Source organism: Pedobacter sp. 01N416 (assembly GCF_056399685.1).
In genome coordinates this window covers 1-13434 of record NZ_JBFTRT010000065.1, presented here as the reverse complement: position 1 = coordinate 13434, position 13434 = coordinate 1, and the positions used below count along the sequence as shown (strand labels likewise).

Here is a 13434-nt window from a genome sequence, read left to right as displayed (position 1 = left end):
GCCACCACCTGCTCCATTACTATCCTCAGTTTCTTCAACTGGCATATAACTGGCATTTGTAGCCGTAAATAACAACTCGAAGTTGCTTTTGCTAGATGAGGGCATTCTGGCTTTCATCTGATCGGTTAGCTGGATACCACTTGCCGAAGCCATAGCTGCCGGATCGATAATATTTTCAAATTGTATGGCTCCTGAAGTTTTTTTCTGCTGTGCATCTGCAATTGATGCGATTGATAAAACTCCCAGTAAAGCGAAGATTATTTTTTTCATTACGATTTTGTTTTGTTTGTTAGATACGAAAGCCTTAAAAAGGTTTAACAAAGATATTGTAGTTTGTAATGTAAAACGTGTTAAATTGTGTTAAAATCAACTGCTGAATTGGCTGAGCAAGCTGTTTAAAGGCAGATGTAATTTATTTTTTACAATAGAGCTTGTTTTTGAAAAGCAATTGCAATGGTTCTTTGGTTGCGGTAGTCCTGCCCTCTGCTTAATCCCGATTGAACATACTCTCTAATTTAAAATTGATCTTTAAATCGGGATAACGCTGACGGTCAGGTTTATTTTACACAAAACAGTGGTTCTTTCAAAAGAAAACCTCGCAGGTTTTTGAAACCTGCGAGGTTTAAACTAATATTCTGTACTTTCCAGCCAGCCATTACACAATACATCGGCGATGTGCATGGTCTTGATGGGGAGGTTATTTTTATCGATATAACCTTGAAGATGCAAAAGGCAAGACAAATCGGTCGAAATTATGTAATCTGCCTGTTGTGCCAGCGCATGATTAACTTTCTGCTCGGCCATTGCAGATGATATAGCGTCAAATTTAACCGCAAATGTTCCGCCGAAACCACAGCACATATCGGTATCTTCCATTTCGATCATTTCTAAGCCGTGTACTTTAGAAAGCAACTGGCGGGGTTCATCTTTGATTTTGCACTCACGCAATGCGCTACACGAATCGTGGTAAACAGCTTTTCCTTCCAACTCAGCGCCGAAATAATCTCTTTTGGCTATGTTTACCAGAAAATCAGAAAGCTCCCATATATTAGATTGCAAACTCCGACATTTGTTGTGCACAATGGTATTGGTAAACAGATCGTTAAATCCACCTTTCACCATGCCTACACACGATGCTGATGGCGCTACAACATAGGTGTTTTCGGTAAAATCGTTTAAGAATTTTGTACCCACTTCTTTAGCCTCATCCCAATAACCCGCATTGTATGCAGGTTGCCCACAACAGGTTTGTTTTGAATTGTAGGTTACATCACATCCCGATTTTTCTAATAATCTCAAAGTATTAAAAGCGGTTTCAGGATAGAGCTGATCTACAAAACAAGGCACAAATAATTCTACTTTCATAATATTCTTAACGACTGCAAACTTACAATTTTAGCGATTCTTTATGTTCGTTTTTTCTTAGAAGTACTAAAAGAACTAATCCAACAATAAAAAATGATGCCAAAGCGATAATTGAGTAGCGAATATTTCCGGTTAAATCTTCAATGTAGGCAAAACTGAAAAGGCCAATTACAATCGCCAATTTCTCCGTTACATCGTAAAAGCTGAAGAATGAAGTGCTATCTTTTGTATCAACCGGTAAATATTTAGAATAGGTAGAGCGCGATAAAGATTGGATTCCGCCCATAATTAAGCCTACAATTGCGGCCAATGAGTAAAATTGATACTCGCCAGTGATGTAATAACCAAAAACACAACAGCCTATCCATACTACAACTACCATAATTAACACATTTATATTCCCTATTTTTTTAGCTAAATACGACATGAGCATGGCGCCGGGGATAGCAACAAGCTGAATGATCAATATCACTGCAATCAATTTTGCCGTTCCTAATTTTAATGTTTTTTCAGCGAAACCAGCAGCAGCAAGCATAATGGTTTGTACACCCATAGAGTAGAAAAAGAAAGAAACTAAAAATCCTTTTAAAACCCTCATTTGTTTAACCTGCGCCCAAACTTTCGATAGTTCGCTAAAGCCATCTTTAAGGATATTCGTTTTTATTTTATCGTGCTGAGGTGTTCCGTTCGGAAGTGCTGAAAAAGGAATCTGAGAGAAACCGATCCACCACACGCCAACCAATAAAAATGATAACCTTGGTGGAAATGAAGCATCAGTAATACCAAACCATTCCGGTTTTAACACAAATAGAAAACAAATCAGTTGGAGTAAAACCGAGCCGATGTACCCATACGAAAAACCTTGTGCACTCACACGATCCTGATGTTCTTCGGTTGCGATTTCTGGCAAATAAGAGTTGCTGAATAATACCCCGCCGATATAACCCATTGCTGCTAATGCAAACAAAATGATACTCATTTCGAGCGTATCTAGCTTAAAGAAATATAAACCGATGCAGGCCGCCCCACCTACATAGGTAAAGAATTTCATAAAAGACTTTTTATTCCCTCTTCTATCCGCAATGGATGAAAGCATTGGCAAAGCAAAAGCCATAATCAAATAAGCAAGCGATAAGGCATAATTGGAAAGCGAGGTATTTACAAAGGTCCGGCCAAAGAAATCCACTTTATCACCATGTTCTTTAGTGGTGGTAATAATGGTATAATAAGCTGGAAAAATAGTAGAAGTGATGACTAAGTTATAGGCAGAGTTTGCCCAATCGAAAAATGCCCACGAACGGATGGTTTTCTTATTGTTTTTTGTTATCATTTGTTTTTTCGCTTCGCGGAAGATTACATTGATTGTTTGATTGTACAGATTAAATAGTTCATTACAAAACTAATATTTTATTGGTAACTTGATTGGCATTTTTCTCACATCTCACATCTCACATCTCACATCTCACATCTCACATCTCACATCTCACATCTCACATCTCACATCTCACATCTCACATCTCACATCTCACATCTCACATCTAAAGATAATATTTCTTCCCATCTGTTTTAATCTTACCGGCATCTAATAATTCTCTAATGGCATCAATTCTTTCAGCTTCGGCTCCATTTTTAATATTTACAACCAGATCATCAAGACTTAAAGGCTGTTGTTGCAGTAAAGAAACGATCTCAAATTCAATCTCCTCTTCCATCTGACTCTGATTTTCAGCTCTTTTTTCAGCCAAACAAACATCGCATACCCCACATTTTGTAGCATGCTGTTCGTCGAAATAATGAAGCAGTTGAATACTCCTGCATAAATTTGATGAAGCATAAGCTACCACTGCGTTAATCTGTTTGTGTAGGATTTCCTTTCTCAGTTCGAGGTATTTCACGTCCAGATCGAAATGGTCCATATCTACTCTCGGCCTAATGTATTGCAATTGCGGCTGATCGGTTTGCTGAGTATAAGTAAGTAACTCGATGGCCTGCAATTTGTTAAGCAGTGCGATAATTTCTTTATACGACAATCCTGTTTTCTTGGCTAAATCGGCTTCATTAATCTTAACAAAACCGTCGAAAGCACCTCCATGCGAACGCAGAATGGTTTTTATAATGCCATCGTAAGCTTTGTTTTCAATCTGAAAACGGTAAATGTCTTCATGACTGGCAATAAACATCATTCTCGATGGTAGAAAAACACTTTCAGATAAGGTGAGGTAGCCATCGTGTTCTAAAAACTTCAAAGCAGAAATTGTTTTTAAAACACTAATATTAAACCGTTTACAGAAATCAGCTATATCAAAAGTAAAAGTTAAACCTTCGCCTGCACCAAATGCCAATTGAAAATAATTACCGAGGTAGTGATAGGTTTTTCTGATCTCATCTGGAGTGGGAAAACTATCGAGATACCTGGATTCTAAGCCTAAAACATCAGATTGATTAGCTAGAAGAACCGCGTAACTTCGTTTTTCGTCACGTCCTGCCCTGCCAGCTTCCTGGTAGTAAGCTTCTAAACTTTCGGGTAAATCTAAATGCACCACAAAACGAACGTCTGCCTTATCAATTCCCATCCCGAAAGCATTTGTGGCCACCATAATTCGGGTTTTGTTATTTTTCCACTCTTCTTGTTTTAAGAAACGTACATCCCGTTCTAATCCTGCATGGTAAAAATCGGCTTTAATCTGATTCCTATTGATAAAATTAGCAACCTCAGCAGTTTCCCTGCGGTTACGTACATAAACTAAACCTGTACCCTTTACCTTTTGGCAAATATCGATCAGCTTTTTATATTTGTCTTCATTGCCGAAAACCACATAACTTAAATTATCCCTGGCAAAACTTTTAACAAAAACCTGTGGGTCTTTCATTTCAAGCTTCTCTACAATATCTYTCCGAACAAATTCAGTAGCGGTTGCGGTAAGTGCCAAAACCGGAACATCTGGAAGGATTTCGCGAAGTTTGGCAATCTGTTGGTATGGTGGACGAAAATCGTACCCCCACTGCGATATACAATGCGCTTCATCTACAGCTATTAAATTTACGTTCATGTACGAAATGCGAACCCGTACTAAATCAGACAATAGACGCTCTGGAGATAAATAGAGGAATTTTATTTTTCCGTAAATACAGTTATCCAGCAAGATATCGATTTCGCGTTTACCCATGCCTGCATAAATGGCAATGGCTTCAATCCCTTTCGATTTCAGGTTTTCTACCTGATCCTTCATCAAGGCAATTAAGGGCGAAACGACAATACAAATCCCCTCTTTAACCAAAGCAGGAACCTGAAAACAGATCGATTTACCCCCACCTGTAGGCAATAATGCTAAACTATCCTTTCCCTCTAAAACCGAAGAAATAATATCTTCCTGTAAAGGCCTAAAAGCTTGATGTCCCCAATATTTTTGTAAAATCTCTATTGCTGTCATAAATCGGCAGTACCAAAACTATAAAAAAGCTGTTGATATTGCTAAATTGCGCCACAATTAATCAAAAATTTGATGAAACATCTCTATTTCCTATCCGCTCTTTCCCTATTATTTTTTAGTTCAAACGCCCAAGAGAAAAAATGGGATATTGAAAAATACCAGGGCACCACAAAAAACTTCACTTTAAATACTGATGAAGGTACCTGGATGAACCTTGATGTAAGTGCTGATGGACAGGAAATTGCCTTTGATTTACTTGGCGACATTTACGTGATGCCAATTAGCGGAGGAGTAGCAAAACTAGTTAGTGGTGGCATTGCCTGGGACGTTCAACCCCGTTTTAGTCCTAACGGAAAATACATTTCTTACACCAGCGATAAAAGCGGTGGAGATAATATATGGATTATGAACCGTGATGGTTCTGACAAAAAACAGGTTACCAAAGAAAATTTCAGACTGTTGAACAATGCTACTTGGATGCCAAATAGCGAATACATAATTGCAAGAAAACACTTTACTGCTGGTCGTTCCTTAGGTGCCGGCGAAATGTGGATGTATAGTATAAACGGTGGAGATGGCGTGCAGTTAACCAAACGTAAAAATGATCAGCAAGATGCGGGCGAACCTAACGTTTCGCCAGATGGCAAATATGTTTACTTTAGTGAAGATGTAAGTCCTGGTCCTAATTTTGAATATAGTAAAGATCCTAACGGGACTATCTATGCGATCCGTCAACTGGATTTAACAACAGGAAAATTAACTACTTTAATTAATGAACAAGGTGGTGCCTGTCGCCCGCAAGTTTCTCCGGATGGAAATTTAATAGCTTTTGTAAAGCGCGTAAGGTTAAAATCTACTTTATATGTTCAGAACCTGAAGACTGGCGAAGAATGGCCGGTTAATGAAGATTTATCCCATGACCAGCAGGAAACCTGGGCTATTTTTGGCGTTTATCCAAATTTTGCTTGGACTCCAGATAGCAAAAGCATTGTTTTCTATGCAAAAGGAAAAATCAGAAAAACAGAAATTGGTACACTGATCAACAGCACTATTCCTTTTCAGGCGAATACGATTCAAACTGTACAAAAAGCATTACATTTTGAACAGCAGGTTTTCAGCAATGAATTTTCAGCCAAAATGTTAAGACAATTAACCACTTCGCCCGATGGAAAAATAATTGTTTTTAATGCCGCAGGATACTTATACAAACAAGAATTACCAGCAGGAACACCAGAAAGGTTAACCAACGGATTGGATTTCGAATTTGAACCTGCTTTTAGTCCCGATGGAAAATATGTTGTTTATACCACCTGGAGCGATGAATTACGTGGGGCAATAAAGCGTACGGATGTAAAATCGGGAAAAACCATTATGCTAACTGATGAAAAAGGTTTTTATTATTCTCCTCAATACTCAACAAAAGGCGATAAAATCGTTTTCAGAAAAGGAAGTGGTAACGATGTTTTAGGTTATAACTATGGTCGCGGAACAGGTATTTTCATGATGCCAGCCAATGGTGGTGCTAAAACTTTGATTTTAGATAATGGAATCCGTCCACAGTTTAATAATACCGATACACGCATTTATTTCCAGAGTTATACAGATGGCAAAAAAGCATTAAAAAGTATCGATTTAAACGGGGCGAACGAAAGAACACACTTTACTTCTCAATATGCAAATCAGTTTGTTATCAGTCCGGATAATAAGTGGGTGGCATTTAACGAATTGTTTAACGTTTACATCACACCAATGATCAATATTGGTACTGCACAGGATGCATCGGCGGGTAATAAAGCCATTCCGGTTACAAAAGTGACTACCGATGGTGGAACATATATTCAATGGAGCGCCGATAGTAAAAGCTTACATTGGACGTTGGGGCCGAAATATTTTACCGTTGATGTAAATAATGCTTTCAACTTTGATGGAACTACACCTAAAACCGAAGCATCTTCTATCGACATCAATTTAGTTTTAAAATCCGATATCCCTACCGGAATAGTGGCGTTGAAAGGTGCAAGGATTATCTCGATGAAAGGTGACGAAGTTATTGAAAATGGAACCATTATTACCGATGGAAATAAAATTACTGCAATAGGAAAAGCAGATGCAGTAAGCATTCCGGCCAACGCCAAAGTAATTGATGTTAATGGCAAAACCATTATGCCAGGCATTGTTGATGTTCATGCCCATTTGCGTACCAGTCCTGATGGAATAACACCACAGAGCGATTGGAGTTATATGGCCAATCTGGCTTTTGGTGTAACCACTTCACACGATCCATCGAGCAATACCGAAATGGTTTTTAGCCAAGGCGAAATGCTTAAGGCCGGCAGAATGGTTGGCCCGAGAGTTTATTCAACCGGTGGTATTTTATATGGTGCTGATGGCGATTTCAAAGTGGTGATTAATAGTTTAGATGATGCTTTGGCTAATCTGCGCAGGTTAAAAGCAGTTGGTGCATTTTCAGTAAAATCGTATAATCAACCGMGTAGAGAGCAACGTCAGCAGATTTTAGAAGCAGCCCGACAGTTAAATATGGAAGTTGTACCTGAAGGTGGCTCTACTTTTTTCACCAACATGAATATGGTTGCCGATGGGCATACCGGGATAGAACATAGTATTCCTGTTATACCGGTTTATAAAGATGTGACCACGCTTTGGAACAACACCGATGTAGCTTATACACCTACTCTAATTGTAGCTTACGGCGGTCAATGGGGCGAAAATTACTGGTACGACAGAACCAATGTTTGGGAAAATGAAAAATTAATGACTTACACCCCCCGCTCGATTATAGATGCGAGAGCAAGACGAAGAACGACTTCTGAATACAGTGATTATAACCATATCGATATTGCTAAGGCTGCTAAACAAATTGCAGATGGTGGTACAAAGATTAATCTTGGTGCACACGGACAAATCCAAGGTTTAGGTGCACACTGGGAGCTTTGGATGTTTGTTCAGGGAGGTTTTACGCCAATGCAAGCCATCAGGGCTGCAACCTTAAACGGTGCAAGTTATTTGGGCATGAACAAAGAAATCGGATCGCTAGAAGTTGGAAAACTAGCTGACATGGTGATTATGGACGCCAATCCTTTAGATGATATCCGCAATTCGGAGAAAATTAAATATGTAATGATCAATGGTCGACTTTACGATAGTGCTACCTTAAATGAAGTAGGAACCAGAGAGAAACTTAGAGGTAAATTATGGTTCGAGAATATCAGAGGAAATGGCTATATTATTCCAAACGGAGAATCAGAAACCTGGACTTTTACTGTTCCGCATTGTGATTAAACTATAAAATTTTGAGCCATGTAAAGGGTGCGATTAAATCCTCTTTACATGGTAAATTAAATCAACATGAAACCGAATAAACTCTATAATACCGCCTCTGTTGTATTCTTAGTGCTCAGTGCGCTCGTTTTTTCATACAACGGATATTACATTTTGGGTATCCAAACTGTAAACTTATTCCTGGCGCTAATTGCAATGGCTTACATTACGTCTTTTATAGCGGTGATGAAAGACCGGAAATYGATCATTTCCTGGTTACTGTTAATCTTAAATTCAATTATATTAATCTGCATCATCTATTTCCTGACGCATTTTAAAATGAAGATGTAGTAGCCTATGCTTTAATTTATGATTTGTTCTTACAGTTCTTTCTAAACTTTTTTTTATAAGCGGTCGTCACCCTGAATTCATTTCAGGGTCTTAATAGCTAGAAAGATGCTGAAATAAATTCAGCATGACGATCGAATTAGGCAAACCAGCTAAAAAAAGCAGTATAGCTCAGGTACAATAAAATATAAGCTTACGTTTGTTGGAAACGAGCCTAAGCAAAATTTACAAAACCAACAAGCCGTATTCTCGAAGCGTGTTGATCGGTTTAGAATACCAGAACAACTCAAAGTTTTCCATCTCATTTTCAAAATCTGCTTTAACCTCCTGAAATGTAAAGACTTTTTCATTGGAGATCGAGATTTTATTTAAAATAGTGCTCAGCCAAGCGCCTTCGTTTTTGTTGGTTTGTACTGTAAAGGTTTCTTTTTTATCGTGAAAAGTTAATGATGCCATTTCCCAGGTATTACCCTTTTTCGATTTGGTAAAATACTCGGCGGAGGGCTTTCCTCCTATCCAAACTACTTTTGCGGTAGGTTTCGTATTAAACTGATCTTCATCATTTAAAGCTCTCTCAATAAAATCTGAAGGAATTTTCGTCCTAGGAATTTTAAAATCAAACCAATCCTGCAGTTCATAATCAAAACAGATACCATGCATAAAATTGAAGAGTGACTTTTTCAACCCGAAACTGAATTTATTATGGTCAATGCCCGTTTTATCGGTATAATTGATATCGTTATTGGCAAAAGTGCCAATCACTTCAGTGTCTTTCACCACACCAAACTTTTCCGGGTACATGCCTACCGGACTATGTGCCGTCATGGCAAACTGGTGCCAAAAGCCTGACTGTAATATCCCAACCTCAAACAACTGACGTACCATCTCTAAACTGTCGATCGTTTCCTGTACTGTTTGTGTGGGGTAACCATACATTAAATAAGCATGCACCATAATTCCAGCTTCGGAAAAATTACGCGTAACCTTAGCCACTTGTTCTACCGTTACACCTTTATCGATCAGCTTTAACAAACGGTCGGATGCCACCTCTAATCCACCCGAAACGGCAATACAACCCGAAGCCTTTAACAATAAACATAGATCTTGAGTAAAGCTTTTTTCAAAACGGATGTTCGTCCACCAGGTAACCGCTAACTTTCTTCTGATGATTTCCAAAGCTACCTCACGCATAAGCGCAGGTGGTGCAGCCTCATCAACAAAGTGAAAGCCATTTTGCCCGGTTTTTTCATATAAATCTTCAATCCGATCTACAATCAATTTAGCAGCAACCGGTTCGTAAACTTTAATATAATCAAGCGAAATATCGCAGAACGTGCATTTGCCCCAATAACAACCATGGGCCATCGTGAGTTTGTTCCAGCGCCCATCACTCCACATACGGTGCATCGGGTTTACGATTTCAATTACTGAAATATACTTATCTAATAACAATCCAGCATAATCTGGTGTACCAACATCAGCCTGCTTATAATCATTTCTGAAGGCATCGTTACGGTAAACCACCATGCCGTTTTCTAGCAGAAAAGTCCTTTTATAAAAATGGGCTTCAGCCGGAATAGGATGAGTAATATTTTGATATAAGAGTTCAATTGGTAATTCGCCGTCATCTAAGGTAATGTAATCGAAGAATTCAAAAACCCTTGCATCCGATAATGATCTTAATTCTGTATTCGGGAAACCACCGCCCATAGAAATTTTGATTTCCGGATGATTGGCCTTGACCCATTGTGCACAACGGAAAGCACTATACAAATTGCCCGGAAAAGGAACAGAAATCAAGAACAATTTAGGCTGAACAGTTTCAATTTTCTCTTTTAAAACCGAAATCAGGATCTCATCTATGTAGGTTGGCTTTTTATACAAAGCATCGTAAAGTTCATCAAAGGAATTAGCACTTCTGCCTAAACGTTCTGCATAACGGCTAAAACCAAAATTTTCATCAACACGCTCTACTATGTAATCAGATATATCTTCAAGATAAAGTGTAGCCAAATGTTTCGCTTTATCTTGCGTACCCATTGCGCCAAAAGCCCAATCTAACTCTTCTAAAGCTGCAAAACGCGAAGCTTGGGGCAGAAAATCATCACTACAGATCTGCAAGGCCAAAGTTGGATTCTTACCCTGTAGAAAAGCAATTACCGCATCGATGGTTTTTAAATATTCGTCTTGCAATGCAAAAATACGTTTAGCATTATCGCTTTTTGGATTTTCATTATCAACGCATAAACTTCGCTCAGTGTGATTGAACAGATCTTGCAATCCTTTTTTAGAGAACAGCTGTAAAATAACTTCAATACCTAAATCGGCCTGTGTAGCGCTGATATTTTTAGTATTCAGAAAACCTTTTATATACGCCGTTGCTGGATATGGGGTATTCAGTTGGGTAAATGGCGGCGTAATGGCAAATATTTCGGTTTTCAAAGGGAATTGTTTTTTCAGCAAAAGTACGGGAATTTTAAGGATTATCGCTAAATGCATGAAGAAACGACTTTACGATTAGAAAATCGTAAACTGTTTTTTAAAAGTCTAATGCACTACAATACCCAATCAAGTTGGGATGACGGATTTATCGGGATATACAACTATCTTAAACTAAAACACCAATCTAAACGTTTTAACCCTACATCAACACGTTTTCTACCTGAATGAAAGTTTTTTGTTTTTACATCCTGATGGTCTGTGTGCAAATCAGCTTTGCACAAAAAACATTTGTATTCCCCAAAATTAAAACACAAGGCGCTTCTATTGAACAGTTTACCCCCTCAAACTGGATCGTTATCGATCGGGTTTATGGCGACTTAAACAATGATGCTTCAGATGATTTAGCAGTAGTTTTTGAGTTTAACAGATCAATTGATGAAACCCGTGTTTATGGAGACAACAATACAGATATCATTAAAGAAACCCAGAAACCAAGAATATTGGCTATATTTTTTAAAGATAAATCAACAGGTAATTACAGTTTATCTACCCAAAACAACGATTTCATTTTACGTTCAGAAGAAGGTGGTAAATTGGGCGATCCGCTACAACAGATTGCCATTAAAGACCAACAACTCTACCTCCGTTTCCAGGGTGGTTCCGAATGGCGTTGGGAACTGGGCTATACCTTTAAATTTGAAAATAAGGACTGGTTTTTAACAAGCGCGATCAATCTTTATTTTAACCAGAACAGTGGCGATATGACCGAAAGGGTGTATGATTTTAAAACCCGCGAATTATTTACCACTGTTGGTAATCTGCACCGAAGGGATATTGCAAACCGAAAAACAAGTGAGGTTTTATATTTTTCGCAGCTCAGAACGTTCAAAACCTTTAAAAAGCCCTGGGCATGGGAAATTATGCCGAATGTTTATTTGTAGATCCAAACCTACCAGGTTTTCGAAACCTGATAGATTTGATTGTGTTATTTTTCTTTCCAGGAAGCCGTCACTTTGTTAAATAAACCTGATAGAACGGAAAGCCCGGAGCGAAGTATGAGTGAGGACTTGAAGGGATAGCAGGACTGCACTATCCGAAGAGCGCCTACCAAACATTTCCAAAACAATATTGACTACCTTAGTCACCTGAGGATATAAGTAGCGCTATTTACAAACCTATAACGTTTAATCCAGGGTATTTTTGTTTTCATCTGTCTTATTGAGGGCTACGCCGCTTAAAAACATGAGAGACTTAGATAGACCCTGGACCCGATGAAAAATCTGGACAGGGTGACGGATATTACAAATTCTGCGCAATTACAAAACCGCTTGCCCAGGCCCATTGAAAATTATAGCCGCCAAGCCAACCTGTAACATCTAAACATTCGCCACCAAAAAACAGGTTCGTGCGTAAAAAGGATATTTTCTTCGAACGAAATCTCATCATTGCTTACTTCGCAAAAAACAGAATTTCCCGAAAGCTGCGCAAACCATTCTTCATCCTTACCAGTTATGGTCAAAGGAACCAAAGCGGGGGCCGTTTCAATTATTTTTAGATCGTGTTTTCTCGCAAAACGTAAGGCGAAATCTGTAGCACCCATTTTTGGGATGGGTAAACCTCCAGTGGTAATCACCAACTTTTCCGCAGTTAAAACTACGGTTTTACCATTTTTTTCATAAATTACTTTAAAGCCTTCTGGCAATAATTCAATATCCTTTACATCTGCGTTACACCTAATTTCTTGCCCGAAATCTTCGCAAACGGATGTAAAAACCTCAACAACATGTTTCGCATTTTTATCATCAGGAAATAATTGGCCTAAAGTTTTTTCTTTGCCTGTAATGCCATAAGTTTCAAAAAAGCCAATGGTATCGTCAACTGTCCACTGCGTGAAAGCAGATTTGATAAAATGTGGGTTTGCTGATATAAACTGCTCAGCTGATGCAAATTGATTCGTATAATTACAGCGGCCTCCACCCGAAATTAAAATTTTGGCACCGGGTTTGTCATTTTTTTCGAGCACAATTACTTTCTTGCCCAGATAGCCTGCCTGCACCGCACACATCAATCCGCAGGCACCTGCACCAATAATTATTGCATCAGCATTCATCAATAAAATTTATTATGGTTACTTTTGCACAAAAGTAGCATTATTTTCAAGCGCATGGCAAAACAGATTAGCGAATTAAAATTAGGTATTTTAGGTGGCGGACAATTGGGCAGAATGCTCATTCAACAAGCAATCAATTACAATGTAACCACATTAGTTTTAGACCCAGATCCTGATGCCCCTTGCAAACACATCTCTAATTACTTCGAAAATGGCTCAATTACCGATTTTGACACCGTTTACGCTTTTGGAAAGAAAGCCGATATCATTACCATTGAAATTGAAAAGGTAAATATCGACGCACTTGAGCAGCTTGAAAAAGAAGGCAAAAAGGTATTTCCACAATCTAGGGTGATCCGTTTAATTCAAGATAAAGGTGTACAAAAACAGTTTTTTAAAGAAAACGATATCCCAACCTCTCCTTTCCAGATTGTAAATACGAAGGAAGATATGGAGAAC

8 protein-coding genes and 2 pseudogenes are annotated in these 13434 nt (G+C 38.5%); 4 read left to right on the top strand and 6 right to left on the bottom strand.

What is annotated here, in order from left to right; all coding sequences use genetic code 11:
- From AC1DND_RS05805 to AC1DND_RS05790, 4 genes are all read right to left on the bottom strand, one after another.
- The coding region (locus AC1DND_RS05805) for a hypothetical protein (RefSeq protein WP_477579846.1) at positions 1 to 270 on the bottom strand (270 nt) is incomplete at its 3' end.
- A 357-nt stretch (positions 271 to 627) separates the two neighbouring features.
- Positions 628 to 1365, bottom strand: a complete 738-nt coding sequence (locus tag AC1DND_RS05800) for a (Fe-S)-binding protein (RefSeq protein WP_477579844.1) — start codon at positions 1363 to 1365, stop codon at positions 628 to 630.
- A 22-nt stretch (positions 1366 to 1387) separates the two neighbouring features.
- Positions 1388 to 2695 carry an MFS transporter gene (locus AC1DND_RS05795; RefSeq protein WP_477579842.1) on the bottom strand — a complete coding sequence of 436 codons (1308 nt, stop codon included), beginning with the start codon at positions 2693 to 2695 and terminating at the stop codon, positions 1388 to 1390.
- Positions 2696 to 2903: 208 nt separating this feature from the next.
- The gene (locus AC1DND_RS05790) at positions 2904 to 4796 is read right to left on the bottom strand and encodes a RecQ family ATP-dependent DNA helicase (protein WP_477579840.1); all 1893 of its coding nucleotides are present in this window, start codon (positions 4794 to 4796) and stop codon (positions 2904 to 2906) included.
- Positions 4797 to 4868: 72 nt separating this feature from the next.
- Between AC1DND_RS05790 and AC1DND_RS05785 the strand changes: the two genes are divergently transcribed.
- The gene (locus tag AC1DND_RS05785) at positions 4869 to 8096 is read left to right on the top strand and encodes an amidohydrolase family protein (RefSeq protein WP_477579838.1); all 3228 of its coding nucleotides are present in this window, start codon (positions 4869 to 4871) and stop codon (positions 8094 to 8096) included.
- A gap of 66 nt (positions 8097 to 8162) precedes the next feature.
- Entirely contained in the window at positions 8163 to 8426 is a 264-nt protein-coding gene (locus AC1DND_RS05780) for a hypothetical protein (RefSeq protein ID WP_477579836.1), read from the top strand.
- Positions 8427 to 8648: 222 nt separating this feature from the next.
- On the opposite strand, the gene AC1DND_RS05775 is transcribed toward AC1DND_RS05780, so the two are convergent.
- Positions 8649 to 10865, bottom strand: a complete 2217-nt coding sequence (locus AC1DND_RS05775; protein WP_477579834.1) for a B12-binding domain-containing radical SAM protein — start codon at positions 10863 to 10865, stop codon at positions 8649 to 8651.
- Between the two features lie 224 nt (positions 10866 to 11089).
- On the opposite strand from AC1DND_RS05775, the gene AC1DND_RS05770 reads away from it, so the two are divergent.
- A complete protein-coding gene (locus AC1DND_RS05770) occupies positions 11090 to 11806 on the top strand; it encodes a hypothetical protein (protein WP_477579832.1) in 717 nt (238 codons plus the stop codon).
- Positions 11807 to 12164: 358 nt separating this feature from the next.
- Here the strand turns inward: AC1DND_RS05770 and AC1DND_RS05765 are convergent.
- Positions 12165 to 12975: pseudogene (locus tag AC1DND_RS05765) on the bottom strand (aminoacetone oxidase family FAD-binding enzyme).
- 54 nt (positions 12976 to 13029) lie between these two features.
- Between AC1DND_RS05765 and AC1DND_RS05760 the strand changes: the two are divergent.
- Positions 13030 to 13434, top strand: a pseudogene (locus tag AC1DND_RS05760) (5-(carboxyamino)imidazole ribonucleotide synthase); the annotation flags it as partial.